The organism is Pseudomonas sp. Z3-8, from assembly GCF_051131975.1.
GTDB lineage: Bacteria > Pseudomonadota > Gammaproteobacteria > Pseudomonadales > Pseudomonadaceae > Aquipseudomonas.
Window position 1 is genome coordinate 5,068,700 of the sequence record NZ_CP071643.1, and the last position, 14,845, is coordinate 5,083,544.

General features: G+C 60.4%; 19 protein-coding genes. 10 read left to right on the forward strand and 9 right to left on the reverse strand.

Annotation, left to right across the window (positions count from 1 at the left end):
• Nucleotides 1-7: 7 nt before the first annotated feature.
• The 3 genes from mlaD to J3P94_RS23245 are packed head-to-tail and all read right to left on the reverse strand — an operon-like array spanning nucleotide 8 to nucleotide 2,081.
• A complete protein-coding gene (gene mlaD, locus J3P94_RS23235; protein WP_030139861.1) occupies nucleotides 8-475 on the reverse strand; it encodes an outer membrane lipid asymmetry maintenance protein MlaD in 468 nt (155 codons plus the stop codon).
• Complete coding sequence (mlaE, locus tag J3P94_RS23240; protein WP_434561153.1) at nucleotides 475-1,272, reverse strand: lipid asymmetry maintenance ABC transporter permease subunit MlaE; 798 nt, start codon at nucleotides 1,270-1,272, stop codon at nucleotides 475-477. Before mlaE ends, mlaD begins: the two co-directional genes overlap by 1 nt.
• Nucleotides 1,272-2,081 (reverse strand): ATP-binding cassette domain-containing protein, encoded by an 810-nt coding sequence (locus tag J3P94_RS23245; protein ID WP_434569797.1) that lies wholly within the window; start codon nucleotides 2,079-2,081, stop codon nucleotides 1,272-1,274. Before J3P94_RS23245 ends, mlaE begins: the two co-directional genes overlap by 1 nt.
• Before the next feature lie 273 nt (nucleotides 2,082-2,354).
• Between J3P94_RS23245 and J3P94_RS23250 the strand changes: the two genes are divergently transcribed.
• From J3P94_RS23250 to J3P94_RS23295, 10 genes are all read left to right on the forward strand, one after another.
• Nucleotides 2,355-3,329 (forward strand): KpsF/GutQ family sugar-phosphate isomerase, encoded by a 975-nt coding sequence (locus J3P94_RS23250; protein WP_434569798.1) that lies wholly within the window; start codon nucleotides 2,355-2,357, stop codon nucleotides 3,327-3,329.
• Complete coding sequence (locus J3P94_RS23255; protein WP_305496788.1) at nucleotides 3,330-3,854, forward strand: KdsC family phosphatase; 525 nt, start codon at nucleotides 3,330-3,332, stop codon at nucleotides 3,852-3,854.
• Between the two features lie 7 nt (nucleotides 3,855-3,861).
• Nucleotides 3,862-4,434, forward strand: a complete 573-nt coding sequence (gene lptC / locus J3P94_RS23260) for an LPS export ABC transporter periplasmic protein LptC (RefSeq protein ID WP_434569799.1) — start codon at nucleotides 3,862-3,864, stop codon at nucleotides 4,432-4,434.
• Nucleotides 4,421-4,969, forward strand: a complete 549-nt coding sequence (lptA, locus tag J3P94_RS23265; RefSeq protein ID WP_305496790.1) for a lipopolysaccharide transport periplasmic protein LptA — start codon at nucleotides 4,421-4,423, stop codon at nucleotides 4,967-4,969. The genes lptC and lptA overlap by 14 nt, the downstream gene beginning before the upstream one ends.
• Complete coding sequence (gene lptB / locus J3P94_RS23270; RefSeq protein WP_305496791.1) at nucleotides 4,969-5,694, forward strand: LPS export ABC transporter ATP-binding protein; 726 nt, start codon at nucleotides 4,969-4,971, stop codon at nucleotides 5,692-5,694. The genes lptA and lptB overlap by 1 nt, the downstream gene beginning before the upstream one ends.
• A 163-nt stretch (nucleotides 5,695-5,857) precedes the next feature.
• Nucleotides 5,858-7,351, forward strand: a complete 1,494-nt coding sequence (locus J3P94_RS23275; protein WP_434569800.1) for an RNA polymerase factor sigma-54 — start codon at nucleotides 5,858-5,860, stop codon at nucleotides 7,349-7,351.
• A 76-nt stretch (nucleotides 7,352-7,427) separates the two neighbouring features.
• Nucleotides 7,428-7,736, forward strand: coding sequence for a ribosome hibernation-promoting factor, HPF/YfiA family (gene hpf, locus J3P94_RS23280; protein ID WP_039592236.1), 309 nt, complete (start codon nucleotides 7,428-7,430; stop codon nucleotides 7,734-7,736).
• A gap of 12 nt (nucleotides 7,737-7,748) precedes the next feature.
• Nucleotides 7,749-8,213, forward strand: coding sequence for a PTS IIA-like nitrogen regulatory protein PtsN (ptsN, locus tag J3P94_RS23285; protein WP_210642854.1), 465 nt, complete (start codon nucleotides 7,749-7,751; stop codon nucleotides 8,211-8,213).
• Between the two features lie 2 nt (nucleotides 8,214-8,215).
• Nucleotides 8,216-9,073, forward strand: coding sequence for an RNase adapter RapZ (gene rapZ / locus J3P94_RS23290; protein WP_434569801.1), 858 nt, complete (start codon nucleotides 8,216-8,218; stop codon nucleotides 9,071-9,073).
• Nucleotides 9,074-9,088: 15 nt separating this feature from the next.
• Nucleotides 9,089-9,364 (forward strand): HPr family phosphocarrier protein, encoded by a 276-nt coding sequence (locus J3P94_RS23295; RefSeq protein ID WP_434569802.1) that lies wholly within the window; start codon nucleotides 9,089-9,091, stop codon nucleotides 9,362-9,364.
• A gap of 70 nt (nucleotides 9,365-9,434) precedes the next feature.
• Here the strand turns inward: J3P94_RS23295 and J3P94_RS23300 are convergent, their stop codons facing one another.
• From J3P94_RS23300 to pmbA, 6 genes are all read right to left on the reverse strand, one after another.
• The gene (locus tag J3P94_RS23300; protein WP_434569803.1) at nucleotides 9,435-10,325 is read right to left on the reverse strand and encodes a ZIP family metal transporter; all 891 of its coding nucleotides are present in this window, start codon (nucleotides 10,323-10,325) and stop codon (nucleotides 9,435-9,437) included.
• 28 nt (nucleotides 10,326-10,353) lie between these two features.
• Nucleotides 10,354-10,965: a superoxide dismutase gene (locus J3P94_RS23305; RefSeq protein WP_434569804.1), complete on the reverse strand. Its 612-nt coding sequence runs from the start codon at nucleotides 10,963-10,965 to the stop codon at nucleotides 10,354-10,356.
• Nucleotide 10,966: 1 nt separating this feature from the next.
• A complete protein-coding gene (locus tag J3P94_RS23310) occupies nucleotides 10,967-11,407 on the reverse strand; it encodes a hypothetical protein (protein ID WP_434569805.1) in 441 nt (146 codons plus the stop codon).
• A gap of 27 nt (nucleotides 11,408-11,434) precedes the next feature.
• The gene (locus tag J3P94_RS23315) at nucleotides 11,435-12,811 is read right to left on the reverse strand and encodes a class II fumarate hydratase (RefSeq protein ID WP_434569806.1); all 1,377 of its coding nucleotides are present in this window, start codon (nucleotides 12,809-12,811) and stop codon (nucleotides 11,435-11,437) included.
• A complete protein-coding gene (locus J3P94_RS23320; RefSeq protein WP_434569807.1) occupies nucleotides 12,804-13,199 on the reverse strand; it encodes a FagA protein in 396 nt (131 codons plus the stop codon). The genes J3P94_RS23315 and J3P94_RS23320 overlap by 8 nt, the downstream gene beginning before the upstream one ends.
• Before the next feature lie 259 nt (nucleotides 13,200-13,458).
• Nucleotides 13,459-14,805 (reverse strand): metalloprotease PmbA, encoded by a 1,347-nt coding sequence (gene pmbA / locus J3P94_RS23325; protein ID WP_434569808.1) that lies wholly within the window; start codon nucleotides 14,803-14,805, stop codon nucleotides 13,459-13,461.
• Nucleotides 14,806-14,845 lie beyond the last annotated feature (40 nt).

The window sequence follows — 14,845 nt, forward strand, 5'->3', positions numbered from 1 at the left end:
AAGCTCCTCATTTGGCGTCTTTGCTAACGGTATTGAGCAGGAATTTACCGATCAGGTCCTCAAGCACCAGCGACGACTGCGTGTCGTGAATGGTCCCGCCATCCTTGAGCAGGGTGTCTTCCCCGCCCACGCTGATACCGATGTATTTCTCACCCAACAGCCCAGCCGTGAGGATAGATGCAGTGGAGTCAGTCGGCAGGTTATCCACGCGCTTTTCCAGCTGCAGCGTCACCCGACCGGTGAAACTGTCGCGATCCAGATCGATTGCCGTGACCTTGCCGATGGTCACACCGGCCATGGTCACCTTGGCTCTGACCGTCAAACCGGCGATATTGTCAAAATAAGCATAAAGTTTATAAGTATCGGTGCTTGCGGTCGGCGCCAGTCCACTGACCCGCAGGGCCAGCAACAGCAAAGCCAGGATGCCAGCCAGCAGGAAAAGGCCGACACCGATTTCCAGGGTGCGGTTTTGCATCAGAAATCTCCAAACATCAAGGCGGTCAGAATAAAGTCAAGGCCCAGGACGGCCAACGAGGCGTATACCACGGTCTTGGTTGTGGCACGGCTGATCCCCTCTGACGTGGGCTCACAGTCATAACCTTGAAACACGGCGATCCAGGTCACCACGAAAGCGAATACGGCACTCTTGATCACACCGTTGAGCACATCGTCGAGAAAATCGACGCTGTTCTGCATGTTGGCCCAATAGGAGCCTTCATAGACCCCCAGCCAATCGACGGCAACCCATGAGCCGCCCCAGATCCCCACGACGCTGAAGATCATTGCCAGCACCGGCAGGGAAATGAAGCCGGCCCACAAGCGCGGGGCAATGATGTACTTGAGCGGGTCGACCCCGATCATTTCCAGGCTGGACAGCTGTTCGGTGGACTTCATGTTACCGATCTCGGCCGTCAACGCTGAACCGGCGCGCCCGGCAAACAGCAGTGCCGTGACCACGGGGCCGAGCTCACGCAGCAAGGTCAGCGCAACCATCTGCCCGACCGCCTGCTCCGAACCGTAGCTGGACAATATGCTGAAGCCCTGGAGCGCCAGGACCATGCCGATGAAAATCCCCGAGACGACGATGATCACCAGGGACATCACCCCCACCGAATGCAGTTGCTTGACCAGCAGGCCAAAACCGCCGCCGGTCGAGTTGCGACCGAGCAAGGCATGCATCAGGAACAGCGAGGAACGCCCCAGCACTGCCACCACGTCGATGCCGGAGCGACCGAACAGGCGGACTCTTTCTATTAATGACTTCTTGCGCATCAGCGCTTCCCCAGCAGATCGGTACGGTAATCCGTGGCCGGAAAATGGAACGCCACCGGGCCGTCCGGATCACCTTTCATGAATTGGCGAATACGCGGGTTGTCCGAATCCTTCAACTCCTGGGGCGTGCCCTGCCCCAGCACCTGGCCATCGCCGACCACATAGATGTAGTCAGCGATGCTCGCGGTTTCGGCCAGGTCGTGGGACACCACGATACTGGTGATGCCCAGCGCATCGTTGAGCAAGCGGATCAGGCGCACCAGCACGCCCATGGCGATAGGGTCCTGCCCGACGAAGGGCTCGTCGTACATGAGGATCTGCGGATCGAGGGCAATCGCCCGAGCCAACGCGACCCGACGCTTCATGCCACCGGACAGTTCGTCCGGCATCAGTTCCAGGGCACCGCGCAGCCCGACTGCCTGCAATTTGAGCAGGACAATATCGCGGATCATCTCTTCCGGCAGTTCCGTATGGACCCGCAGGGGAAACGCCACGTTTTCGAACACGTCGAGATCGGTAAACAGCGCACCGCTCTGGAACAGCACGCCCATATGCTTGCGCGCATCGAACAGATCGCTGCGCGACAATTGCGGAAGATTCTGGCCATTGACCCAGACTTCGCCGGCGCTGGGGCGCAATTGTGCCCCCATCAGGCGCAGCAGCGTGGTCTTGCCGCAGCCGGAAGGCCCCATGATGCCGGTCACCTTGCCGCGTGGGATGCGAATATCGATGTCATTAAAAATGCTGCGCGTCCCTCGCTTGAAGGACAGCCCCTTCAGCTCGACCGCGTAGGCGTTGTCGGCACTCATCTAAACTCCTTGCGATGCAGCCTCATATTCGGATGTCCCGGCCAGCCGACAAACGCCGGTAACGCCGGGCACACGAACCGGCGGCGAACTATATCACTGCAACGGCCAAGCGCCCAAGGCCGGCGCCCGCCCGTTAAGCCTTGCTTGAGGTAAAACGTCACATTTCATGTCAAGCGTTGGGGCTGCCTGAACAAAGCATGACGAACTAACGTGAGGGAATCGTTCATTGCCGGTATAATCGCCGCCTTTTCATCGGGCTATACGATTTCTGACATGAGCCAATCCAGCGAACTGATTCAATCGGCACAACGTACCCTGCGCCTCGAACTCGAAGCCGTGCAAGGTTTGCTGGCCCATATCGATGCTGATTTCGTACGCGCGTGCGAGATGATTCTGTCCAGCAAGGGCCGCGTGGTGGTGGTAGGCATGGGCAAATCCGGGCACATCGGCAACAAGATTGCCGCGACCCTGGCCAGCACCGGCACCCCGGCGTTTTTTGTCCATCCTGCCGAAGCCAGCCACGGTGACATGGGCATGATCACTCGGGACGACATCATCCTGGCATTGTCGAACTCCGGCTCCACCAATGAAATCGTTACCCTGCTGCCGTTGATCAAGCGCCTGGGTATCCAGTTGATCAGTCTCACCGGCAATCCCGACTCGCCGCTGGCCAAGGCCGCCGAGGTGAACCTCAACGTGCATGTCGAACACGAAGCCTGCCCGCTGAACCTGGCCCCCACTTCTTCCACCACGGCGGCGCTGGTCATGGGCGACGCCCTGGCCGTGGCCTTGCTGGAAGCCAGGGGCTTTACCGCCGAGGATTTCGCTTTCTCCCACCCCGGTGGCGCCCTGGGCCGCCGGCTGCTGCTCAAGGTCGAGAACGTGATGCACGCGGGGGAGGCATTGCCGCAGATACAACGTGGCACGCTGCTCAAGGACGCCCTCATGGAAATGACCCGCAAGGGGCTGGGCATGACCGTTATCCTGGAGGCGGACGGCAAGCTCGCCGGGATCTTCACCGACGGCGATCTGCGTCGCACCCTGGATCGCACCATCGATATCCACAGCACGACCATCGATGAGGTCATGACCCCCCACGGCAAGACGGCCCGGGCCGAGATGCTGGCCGCCGAAGCCTTGAAGATCATGGAAGACCACAAGATCAGCGCCCTGGTGGTGGTCGACGACGAAGACCGCCCGGTGGGCGCCCTGAATATGCACGACTTGCTGCGTGCGGGAGTCATGTAAATGAGCACAGACCTGTTGCAACGCGGCAAAGCAATCAAACTGGCAGTGTTCGACGTGGATGGTGTGCTGACCGATGGCCGCCTGTATTTCCTCGAAGACGGCAGCGAATTCAAGACGTTCAACACCCTTGATGGCCAGGGCATCAAGATGCTGATGGCCACCGGCGTGCAGACCGCTATCATCAGCGGTCGCAAGACCCCGGTGGTCGAACGGCGCGCGAAGAACCTCGGCATCCCGCACCTTTATCAGGGGCGCGAAGACAAATTGGTGGTGCTGGATGAACTCCTCGGCCAACTCAATCTAAGCTATGAGCAGGTCGCCTACCTCGGTGACGATCTGCCAGACCTTCCGGTGATCCGCCGTGTCGGCCTGGGCATGGCAGTGGCCAACGCGGCTGCCTTCGTACGCGAGCACGCCCATGGCGTCACCACGGCGAGGGGCGGCGAAGGCGCGGCCCGCGAATTCTGTGAACTGATCCTGCGTGCCCAGGGCCACCTCGAAGCGGCCAACGCCGCGTACCTGTGAGCCACCTATGCTAAGCAAGAAAATTCGCACCATCCTGGTGTTCGGCTGTATCGCCGCCATCTTCGCGGCGGTGGGCTACTGGAACATCAGCCCGGAACGCTTCCTCGACCAGCCTGCGGTCCAGGCGCCGGAAAACGATATCGACTGGTACGCGACCAACACGCACACCTTGCAGTACCTGCCTGACGGCAAGCTGCAGTATGAGATGACGTCGGACAAGGTCGATCACGTGAAGGCCAGCGACATCACGCTGGTCACCAAGCCGGACCTGAACATGTTCCGCGGCACGGAGTTTCCGTGGCACGTACAAAGCGAGCGTGCCGAGGTCAATCCCGGCGGCACCGAGGTGGAACTGATCGACTCGGTACGCGTGGCCCGAACCGATGAGAAGAACCGTACGACCATCATTACCAGTACCCGTATGACAGTCTTCCCGCAGCGCCAATATGCGCAGACCGAGCAACCCGTTAGAATCGACGGCGCCGGCGGCGTGTCGACCGGCACGGGAATGAAGGCCTATTTGAAGGAAAGCAGGATACACCTGCTATCGAACGTAAGAGGACAGTATGAAGCTCGCTAAAACCCTCCCTATTTTGCTCAGTCTGGGCGCAGCACTGGGAAGCGCGAGCGCCTGGGCCCTCCCCACCGACCGCGACCAGCCTATCCGCATCCAGGCCGACGACGCGCAACTGGACGACAAGAACGGCGTCGCCACCTATAAAGGTGACGTGATCATCACCCAGGGTTCGATGAAGGTCACCGGCAATACCGTGACCATCACCCGCACCCAGTCCGGCGACATCGACGTGGTCACCTCGGTAGGCAACCTGGCCTACTTCGAGCAAATGCAGACCGCGGGCGACACCAAGCCGGTCCAGGGTTATGGCGTCACCATCCAGTACCACGCCTCCCAGGACCGCGTCGTATTGATCGACCGCGCCAAGGTTGTCGACAAGGACAACAACGTGACCCAAGGCGAGAAAATCGTCTACGACACCAACAAGAAACTCGCCAGCGCTGGTCGCGCCACTGGCAGCAAGGTCACCGAATCGCGCCCGCGCATCGACATGGTGATCCAGCCGAAAAAGAAAACCGACGAGCAGAAGGCCCAGTAATGGCAACTCTGAAAGCTCAGCATCTGGCCAAGAGCTACAAGAACCGCCAAGTCGTGCGTGACGTCAGCCTGTCCATCGAAAGCGGCCAGATCGTAGGCTTGCTCGGCCCCAATGGCGCGGGCAAGACCACCTGTTTCTACATGATTGTCGGCCTGGTGCAGGCCGACCAGGGTCGAGTGCTGATCGATGATCTGGACGTCAGCCACCGGCCGATGCATGGCCGGGCAAAGGCTGGCATTGGCTACCTGCCACAAGAGGCGTCGATCTTCCGCAAGTTGTCGGTAGCCGACAATATCATGGCGATCCTGGAAACCCGCCAGGAGCTCGACAAGGCCGGCCGTCGCCAGGAGCTGGAAAGCCTACTGCAGGAGTTCCATATCAGCCACATTCGCGACAACCTGGGCATGAGCCTTTCCGGTGGCGAACGTCGCCGCGTGGAGATCGCCCGCGCCCTGGCCACCGCGCCGAAATTCATTCTGCTGGATGAGCCGTTTGCCGGCGTGGACCCGATTTCGGTGGGCGACATCAAGCAGATCATCCATCACCTCAAGGCCAAGGGAATCGGTGTGCTGATCACCGACCACAACGTGCGCGAGACGCTGGATATCTGTGAAACCGCCTACATCGTCAACGATGGCCAGCTGATCGCCGAGGGCGACTCCGCCACCATCCTGGCCAACGAACTGGTCAAGGAAGTATACCTGGGCCATGAGTTCCGCCTTTAAGCCAAAGGTGGCCTGGCGGATGCCCGGGCGCCCTCAATTAATTGAGATAGCCCCCTAGGCAAACACTTCAGTTTCAGGCATATAATTTGCTTAAGTTTGGCGCTTCGGCGCCCTGTAGTGGATGGCGCATGTGCGCCGGCGAATAAGGTGTTAAGCCCCAGCCATGAAACCATCGCTAGTCTTGAGAATGGGCCAGCAGCTGACGATGACACCGCAGCTGCAACAGGCTATCCGCCTACTCCAATTGTCGACCCTGGACCTGCAACAGGAAATCCAGGAGGCGCTGGAGTCCAATCCGATGCTCGAACGCCAGGAAGAAGGCGACGACTTCGACAATACCGACCCACTGGCCGACAACGTCGAGCAGAAAACCACCCCGGAGGTCCCGGAACCGTCCTATCAGGAAGCCGCCCCGACGGTAGATAACCTCGACGATGGCGAATGGAGCGAACGCATTCCCAATGACCTGCCCGTGGACACGGCGTGGGAAGACGTCTACCAGACCAGCGCCAGCAGCCTGCCAGGCGGTGACGACGACGAGTGGGACTTCACCACTCGCACCTCTGCTGGCGAAAGCCTGCAAAGCCATCTGCTGTGGCAACTGAACCTGGCGCCGATGTCGGATACCGACCGTCTGATCGCGGTGACGTTGATCGATTGCATCAACAACCAGGGCTACCTGGACGAGACCCTCGAGGAAATCCTCCAAGCCTTTGACCCGGAGCTCGATATCGAGCTGGACGAGATCGAAGCTGTCCTGCATCGCATCCAGCAATTCGAACCCGCCGGCATTGGCGCTCGCAACCTGGGCGAATGCCTGCTGCTGCAATTGCGCCAGCTGCCCGCCAAGACGCCATGGCTGGCCGAAGCCAAGCGCCTGGTCACCGACTACATCGACCTGCTGGGCGGCCGCGACTACAGCCAGTTGATGCGTCGGATGAAGCTCAAGGAAGATGAGCTGCGCCAGGTCATCGAACTGGTGCAAAGCCTGAATCCGCGCCCCGGCTCGCAAATCGAATCCACCGAGCCCGAGTATGTCGTCCCCGATGTGATCGTACGCAAGCACAACGATCGCTGGCTGGTGGAGCTGAACCAGGAATCGGTACCCAAGCTGCGGGTCAATGCCCAATACGCCGGTTTTGTGAAGCGTGCCGACACCAGCGCCGACAATACCTTCATGCGCAATCAGTTGCAGGAGGCGCGCTGGTTCATCAAGAGCCTGCAAAGCCGCAACGAAACCCTGATGAAAGTCGCCACCCAGATCGTCGAGCATCAGCGCGGCTTCCTGGAGTACGGTGACGAAGCGATGAAACCGTTGGTCTTGCATGACATCGCCGAGGCGGTGGGCATGCACGAGTCGACGATTTCGAGGGTGACTACCCAGAAATTCATGCATACCCCAAGGGGCATCTATGAATTGAAATACTTTTTCTCCAGCCACGTCAGTACCTCCGAAGGCGGTGAATGCTCGTCCACGGCCATCCGCGCGATCATTAAAAAACTGGTCGCTGCGGAAAATCAGAAAAAGCCGTTGAGTGACAGCAAGATCGCTGGTTTACTGGAGGCACAAGGCATTCAGGTGGCCCGCCGTACCGTCGCCAAATACCGCGAATCCCTGGGAATCGCGCCTTCGAGCGAACGCAAGCGGTTGATGTAACAGGCCACGCCACAGCGTTCCAGTGGCAGGTATTTCTACCTGCCGCTTTATGCACTGGCAACGAAGGAGAAGCTGTATGCAAGTCAACATCAGTGGACACCAACTGGAAGTGACCGAACCCCTGCGCACCTACATCGGCGAAAAACTCGACCGATTGGAAAGGCATTTCGACAAGATCACCAACGTGCAAGTCACGATGAACGTCGAGAAGCTGCTGCAGAAAATCGAAGCCACGCTGCATATTCCCGGCGGAGAAGTAGTTGCCAACGCAGAGCATTCAGACATGTATGCCGCGATTGACCTGCTGACCGACAAGCTGGATCGCCAACTCAAAAAGCATAAGGAAAAGACCCAGAGCCTCCTCCAGGGCGCAACCGGTCGTTAACCCCCCCAATCCATGATCCGACTAGAATCCATCCTGACCCCCGGCCGTTCCCAGGTGAACGCGCCGGGTGGCAGTAAAAAGAAAGCCCTCGAACAAATCGCCAACCTGATCCACCGCGAAGTGCCGGATCTGGAAATGCAGGACGTTTTCGAGGCGTTGGTTGCCCGTGAAAAACTCGGTTCCACCGGTTTTGGCAACGGCATCGCCATTCCCCATTGCCGCCTCAAGGGTTGTTCCGCGCCGATCAGTGCGCTGCTACACCTTGAAGCCCCCATCGATTTCGACGCCATCGACGGCGCCCCGGTCGACCTGCTGTTCGTATTGCTGGTCCCGGAAGCGGCGACCGATGCGCACCTCGAGCTGCTGCGCCAGATCGCCAGCATGCTCGACCGCAAGGAAGTACGCGAAAAACTGCGCAGCGCCCCGAGCAACGAAGCCTTGTATCAGGTAGTCCTGGACGAGCAGAACGGCCATTAAACATGCGCATGATCATCGTCAGTGGCCGCTCCGGCTCCGGTAAAAGCACGGCCCTCAACGTCCTTGAGGACAGCGGCTACTATTGCATCGACAATTTGCCGGCCGGCCTGCTTCCGGAACTGGCCGAGCGCGCCCTGATCCATACCGAGCTGGCGCAACCGCTGGTCGCCGTGTCCATCGACGCCCGCAACCTGCCGAGCCATTTGTCGCGCTTCCCGGCGTTGCTTGAGGAAGTGCGCAGCCGGCACATCCAGTGCGACGTGTTGTACCTGGACGCAGACGAAGAAACCCTGCTTAAGCGCTTTTCGGAAACCCGTCGACGCCACCCGTTGAGCAACGCCAGCCGCTCCCTGGCTGAAGCGATCCATGACGAGAGCCAACTGCTGGGGCCGATTGCCGACCTGGCGGACCTGAAGGTCAACACTACCCACCTGAATCTGTACCAGTTGCGCGACACCATCAAGTTGCGCCTGCTGAACCAGCCGGAACCCGGTACGGCCTTCCTGGTGGAGTCGTTCGGCTTCAAGCGTGGCATGCCCGTGGATGCCGACCTGGTGTTTGATGTCCGCTGCCTGCCCAATCCTTACTGGAAACCTGAACTGCGCGAGCAGTCCGGGCTCGACCAGCCGGTGATCGACTACCTGGCTGCCCAGCCGGATGTCGAGGAAATGTACCAGGACATCTCCAGCTATCTACTCAAATGGCTGCCGCGTTTTGCCGCCAACAACCGTGCCTATGTCACGATTGCCGTTGGCTGCACTGGCGGTCATCACCGTTCCGTGTACCTGACCGAACGCCTGGGTCAGCTCCTGCAACAAACCTTGAAGAATGTCCAGGTTCGCCACCGCGACCTCAGCTAAAGGATTCACATCGCGATGCCTGCTCGGGAAATTGAAATCATCAACAAGCTGGGTTTGCATGCCCGTGCATCGGCGAAATTCGTAGGTGTCGCGGGCAAGTTTCCAGAAACCACGATCAGGGTCGGGCGCACGCCGGAGGCGACAGTCGACGGTAAGAGCATCATGGCGATGATGATGCTGGCTGCGGGTAAAGGCACCAGGATCCACCTGAGTACCGAAGGTGAACAGGCGCAGGAAGCCATGGATGCGCTGGTGGCACTGATCAACAACTATTTCGACGAAGGCGAGTAATCAGGTACTGCTGACTTGCCGGTGGTGAGGGAGCAAGCTCCCTCACCACAAAAGCTCATCCACTTGCACATCACCCCAACGCCGTATCCATCACCATCATCAAGCAGAACCCAATCAAAAGCCCCAGGCTCGCCAGTTTTTCATGCCCATTGCGGCGCGATTCTGGAATCACCTCATGGGTCACCACCAACAGCATCGCTCCGGCGGCCAGCGCCAACCCCAACGGCAACAGCACCTCGGCCAACGTCACCAGCCAGGCACAGAGCAATGCGAACACCGGCTCGACCAGCCCTGACGCTGCGCCAATCAGGAACGCCTTGACCCGCGACATCCCCGCCGCGGCCAGCACCAGCGCAATCACCAGCCCTTCCGGCACATCCTGCAAAGCGATGCCCATCGCCAGGCTATCGGCATCCGCCATGCCGCCGCCCGCCGAAACGCCCACCGCCATGCCTTCCGGGATGTTGTGGGCGATGATGGCGAACACGAACAACCAGATCCGCGGCGCAATAACCGGTCGTCCTGGGGTCGCAACCAGTCTTTCAGGGCTGGCAGAGACCTTGCGGTCCACCAGGTACAGTCCGAACGCACCCGACAGGATGCCGAAACAGATGAGCCCGCTGGCCGCCCAAGGCGTGAAGCCCAACTGCTCGGCTGCGGCAATGCCCGGCACGATGAGCGAAAACGCGGTGGCGGCGAGCATCACCCCCGCCCCGAAGCCCAGCAGTGAATCGCTCATGGCTTGAGGCATGCGCCGTATCACCAGCACCGGCACCGCGCCCAACGCCGTACCCAAGGCGCAAAGCCCACCGCCCTGGAGCGCACGCAACATTTTTGGCTCAAGGTCCAGCCACGCCAGCCCTTGGGCCACCAATAATGTCATGCCGGCCAACAGCAACAGCGAGCCCAAGGCATAGCGGAACATTCGCCCGCCGCCTATCGCCAGAGTTTCAGTGTCCATAGTCAGCCTTGGGTTGTTTATAAGAACATTAAGCAAGCGCAGCCTGATAGCGCCGGGCGACTTCTGGCCAATTGATCACGTTGTAGAACGCGTTGATGTATTCCGGACGGCGGTTTTGATACAGCAGGTAATAGGCATGCTCCCAGACGTCCAGGCCCAGGATCGGCGTGTTGCCGCCCATCAGCGGACTGTCCTGGTTGCCGCTGCTTTCCACCACCAGAGTCTTTTGCGGGGTCACACTCAACCAGGCCCAGCCGCTGCCGAAGCGGGTCAGTGCCGCTTTCGTGAAGGCTTCCTTGAACTGATCGAGACCGCCCAACTGCGCGTCTATCGCCGCTGCCAGCGCACCGTCCGGCTGGCCGCCACCGTGGGGCGTCATCACTTCCCAGAACAGCGAGTGGTTCGCATGACCACCGCCCTGGTTGATCACCGCGGCTCGTAGCGCCTGCGGTAATTGCTCCACGCTGGCCACCAGTTTTTCTATGGGCCAATCGGCATATTCAGTGCCATCCACCGCCGCGTTGAGGTTGTTGATATAAGTCTGGTGATGCTTGGTGTAGTGAATCTCCATGGTCTGCGCATCGATGTGCGGTTCCAGGGCATCGTAGGCGTAAGGCAATGCAGGCAAGGTGAAAGCCATCTCAGTGGACTCCGTAATGATGAGGGATTTGGCTGTGCCGGGACGAAACAGCAGCGTTGTGCAGCAGGCGCTGAGTGCGTGGGTACTCGCCATGCTCGCTGATGAAATTCAGCAGTTCGACGTAGGTCCTGTCGCTTTGGCGCATCGCGGCGGCACGCAGGGCCGGCGCCAGGCGTTCGTCCTGCATGGTCTGCAATAACCGTTGGTGAATCGCGCAGAGGTACTCGGCGCTCTCCTCCGGCTGGTTCAGGCGCAAGTGCAGATCCGCCAGGTTGTGATGCGACACGACACAGGCGGCCACGGCTTCGTCGGCATCCGCCCAACGCTCGAACAACACCTGCGCCAGGGCCAGGGCCTGCAGGTAGGCTTCGCGGGCATCCACCCACTCACCCTGCAGGAAATGGTGATTGGCCCGTTCGATCGTACGTTTCCAATGCTCCATGATGAGTCCTCCACACAAGTGTCGGGGTTACACACCACCGGCGGTGAGCTTTTCCGGGTCCAGCAGGATCTCCAGTTCGGCGCGCGACAGGTCGGTGTGTTCCAAGGCGACATCGATCACCGGGCGACCCTGCTGATAAGCCTTCTTGGCTATTTCAGCGGCCTTCTGGTAACCAATGATCGGATTCAGTGCCGTGACCAGGATAGGATTGCGCGACAGCGCTTCCTTGAGCCTGGCTTCGTTGACCTTGAACGTGGCGATGGCCTTGTCCGCCAGCAATCGGCTGGCGGTGGACATCAGGGCGATGCTGCTCAGCAGGTTCTGGGCGATGATCGGCAGCATCACGTTGAGTTCGAAATTGCCCGACTGGCCGGCGATGGTAATCACCGTGTCGTTGCCGATGACCTGGGCCGCGACCATGGCGGTGGCTTCGGGGATGACCGGGTTGACCTTGCCGGGCATGATCGAGGAGCCCGGCTGCAGGCCTTCGAGCTCGATCTCGCCCAGCCCGGCCAGCGGCCCTGAGTTCATCCAGCGCAGGTCGTTGGCGATTTTCATCAGCGACACGGCAGTGGTCTTGAGCTGCCCGGAAACCGCCACGGCAGTGTCCTGGGAGCCGATCAGCGCGAACAGGTTCTTGCCCGGGGTGAATTGCACCTGGGTCAGTTGCGTCAGTTGCTGGCTGAACAATTCGGCGAAGCGTGGATGGGCATTGACGCCAGTGCCAACCGCCGTACCGCCCTGGGCCAGGGATTGCAGGCTCGGCAACAGATCCTGAAAGTGGCCGATGTTGGCCTTGATCTGTTGCGCCCAACCGTCGAGCACCTGGCTCAAGCGCACCGGCATGGCATCCATCAGGTGGGTGCGGCCAGTCTTTATGAAGGGGTGGACTTCTTCGGCCTTGCGTTCGATCACCTGGACCAGGTGCAACAGCGCCGGCAGCAATTGCTCGTGCAGGGCCAGCGCGGCGCTGACATGAATACTGGTGGGGATGATGTCGTTGCTGCTCTGGCCACAATTGACGTGGTCGTTCGGGTTGACCACCTCTCCCAGCAAGCGACTGGCAAGCGTGGCAATCACTTCGTTGGCGTTCATGTTGGAACTGGTGCCGGAGCCGGTCTGGAAGATATCCACCGGGAAATGCGCCATGAAGTCGCCTTCGAGCAGGCCCTGGGCCGCATCGACGATGGCTTTGCCCTGGGCGACGCTGATTTGCTCCAACTCGACATTGGCGCGTGCGGCGGCGGCCTTGGCCAGGATCAGGGCACGAATGAACTGCGCCGGCATGCGCTGGCCGCTGACCGGAAAATTATCCACCGCGCGCTGGGTCTGCGCGCCATAGAGTGCGTCCACGGGGACCTGAAGTTCACCCATGCTGTCGCGTTCGATACGGGTATTACTCATCGGGAAATCCTTGCTCCAGTTCAATAAGGGAAATCGACGGCTCCAGCGCGCAGCTAGCCAGCGCCCAGGCATGGCTTTGCCAACGCTTGAGGCGGCAGCGGCAAAGCGCCTGCCGCTCAAGTTCACGCAAAGGGCGCCAGGCTTGATCCAGGCAGAGGTTGCGCCAGTGCCAGGGCAGCGCGACATCCGAAGCGGTGTCGAGCAACAGCCGGAAGGCAGTTTCGCCAATCATCCACGGCGAGGTGGCGGTGCAGCAGGCCAGGTAGCGCCCCTCGGCCAGGTAGTGTTCGATCAGCCGCGGCTCGTCCGGGCTCATCGCACAGCGGATCTGGCGACTCATCCAGCGCCAGTTTTCAAGGTAGGGTTGTTCGTGCAGGGCAAGACTCATGACCGGGGCTCAATCGGCGAATGAGATTCATTATTAGATGATAATAAGAACCAACACAACAACAAGATAGCACTCACCATCGTGGCGAGGGAGCTTGCTCCCGCTGGGTCGCGCAGCGGCCCCAGGATTTTGCGGTCGCTGCGCAACCGAGCGGGAGCAAGCTCCCTCGCCACAAAAGCTCTCTTTTCGCGGGTTTCTGCGGGCACAAAAAAGGCGCGTCATCCCAACGGATGACGCGCCTTTTTTGAAGCGATGAGTTTCAGCTACCCGCCACCATCATTCGCTCGATCAGCACCGAGCCGGTGCGGATGTTGCTGCGCAGCTCCAAGTCGCTGCCCACCGCCACGATCTGCTTGAACATGTCGCGCATGTTGCCGGCAATGGTGACTTCCTGGACCGGGAATTGGATCTCGCCATTTTCGACCCAGAACCCCGCCGCGCCACGGGAATAATCGCCTGTCACCATGTTCAAGCCGTGGCCCATCAGCTCGGTGACCAACAACCCACGCCCCATGCGCCGCAGCAGCGCAGCCTGGTCTTCCTCGCCATGAGTGACGAACAGGTTGTGCACGCCACCGGCGTTAGCGGTGCTCGGCATGCCCAATTTGCGACCCGAATAGGTGCCGAGGATGTACGAAACCAGCTCGCCGTTTTCCACGAACGGCTTGGCATAGGTGGCCAGGCCATCCCCGTCGAAAGCCGAACTGCCCATGGCCTGCATCAGGTGCGGACGCTCGTCGATGGTCATCCACTCCGGAAACAGTTTCTGGCCCAGCGCGCCTTCGAGGAACGAGGATTTGCGGTACAGGTTGCCGCCGGACACCGCTGACAGGAAGCTGCCGAACAAGCCACCGGCCAACTCGGCGGAGAACAGCACCGGCACCTCACAGGTCGGCACAGGCCGCGCGCCCAGGCGACTGGCGGCCCGTTGCGCAGCCTTCTGGCCGATGCTCACCGGGTCCGCCAGCAATGTGCCCTGGCGACTCACGTCGTACCAGTAGTCGCGCTGCATCTGCCCATTGGCCTCGGCGATCATCACGCAGCTGAGGCTGTGACGCGTCGATGCGTACCCGCCGATGAAACCATGGCTGTTGCCATAAACGCGGCACCCTTGGTGGGTATTGAGCGTAGTGCCGTCGGCATTCTTGATCCGGCTGTCGGCGTCGAATGCCGCCGCTTCGCAGCGCAGTGCCTGCTCGATGGCCTGCTCGGGCGTGATGTCCCAGGCGTGGAACAGATCGAAGTCCTTGAGCTCCTTGCACATCAGCGCGGCATCGGCCAGGCCGGAGGCTTCGTCTTCGGACGTATGCTGGGCAATCGCCAGTGCAGCGGCGACTGTTTCGCGAATGGCGTCAGGGCCGCTGGCCGAGGTGCTGGCCGACCCCTTGCGCTGCCCCACGTAAAGGGTGATGCCAAAGCCTTGGTCGCGATTGAATTCGACGGTCTCCACTTCGCGTTGGCGCACCGACGTCGACAGCCCCTGCTCCAGCGACACCGCCACTTCGCACGCACTGGCGCCCTGTCGCCTGGCTTCGGCGAGGATCTGCTCGACCTGTTCCTGCAGTGCCGGCAACGCTTGCGGGCCGACGCTTTGAACTGCACTCATGGTGTTCTCCACTCAAATTCTGCTTTCGGTAATGGCCATC

Coding starts and splice junctions, on each gene's coding strand:
- mlaD (WP_030139861.1), bottom strand. CDS start 475: ATGCAAAACCGCACCCTGGAAATCGGTGTCGGCCTTTTCCTGCTGGCT.
- mlaE (WP_434561153.1), bottom strand. CDS start 1,272: ATGCGCAAGAAGTCATTAATAGAAAGAGTCCGCCTGTTCGGTCGCTCC.
- J3P94_RS23245 (WP_434569797.1), bottom strand. CDS start 2,081: ATGAGTGCCGACAACGCCTACGCGGTCGAGCTGAAGGGGCTGTCCTTC.
- J3P94_RS23250 (WP_434569798.1), top strand. CDS start 2,355: ATGAGCCAATCCAGCGAACTGATTCAATCGGCACAACGTACCCTGCGC.
- J3P94_RS23255 (WP_305496788.1), top strand. CDS start 3,330: ATGAGCACAGACCTGTTGCAACGCGGCAAAGCAATCAAACTGGCAGTG.
- lptC (WP_434569799.1), top strand. CDS start 3,862: ATGCTAAGCAAGAAAATTCGCACCATCCTGGTGTTCGGCTGTATCGCC.
- lptA (WP_305496790.1), top strand. CDS start 4,421: ATGAAGCTCGCTAAAACCCTCCCTATTTTGCTCAGTCTGGGCGCAGCA.
- lptB (WP_305496791.1), top strand. CDS start 4,969: ATGGCAACTCTGAAAGCTCAGCATCTGGCCAAGAGCTACAAGAACCGC.
- J3P94_RS23275 (WP_434569800.1), top strand. CDS start 5,858: ATGAAACCATCGCTAGTCTTGAGAATGGGCCAGCAGCTGACGATGACA.
- hpf (WP_039592236.1), top strand. CDS start 7,428: ATGCAAGTCAACATCAGTGGACACCAACTGGAAGTGACCGAACCCCTG.
- ptsN (WP_210642854.1), top strand. CDS start 7,749: ATGATCCGACTAGAATCCATCCTGACCCCCGGCCGTTCCCAGGTGAAC.
- rapZ (WP_434569801.1), top strand. CDS start 8,216: ATGCGCATGATCATCGTCAGTGGCCGCTCCGGCTCCGGTAAAAGCACG.
- J3P94_RS23295 (WP_434569802.1), top strand. CDS start 9,089: ATGCCTGCTCGGGAAATTGAAATCATCAACAAGCTGGGTTTGCATGCC.
- J3P94_RS23300 (WP_434569803.1), bottom strand. CDS start 10,325: ATGGACACTGAAACTCTGGCGATAGGCGGCGGGCGAATGTTCCGCTAT.
- J3P94_RS23305 (WP_434569804.1), bottom strand. CDS start 10,965: ATGGCTTTCACCTTGCCTGCATTGCCTTACGCCTACGATGCCCTGGAA.
- J3P94_RS23310 (WP_434569805.1), bottom strand. CDS start 11,407: ATGGAGCATTGGAAACGTACGATCGAACGGGCCAATCACCATTTCCTG.
- J3P94_RS23315 (WP_434569806.1), bottom strand. CDS start 12,811: ATGAGTAATACCCGTATCGAACGCGACAGCATGGGTGAACTTCAGGTC.
- J3P94_RS23320 (WP_434569807.1), bottom strand. CDS start 13,199: ATGAGTCTTGCCCTGCACGAACAACCCTACCTTGAAAACTGGCGCTGG.
- pmbA (WP_434569808.1), bottom strand. CDS start 14,805: ATGAGTGCAGTTCAAAGCGTCGGCCCGCAAGCGTTGCCGGCACTGCAG.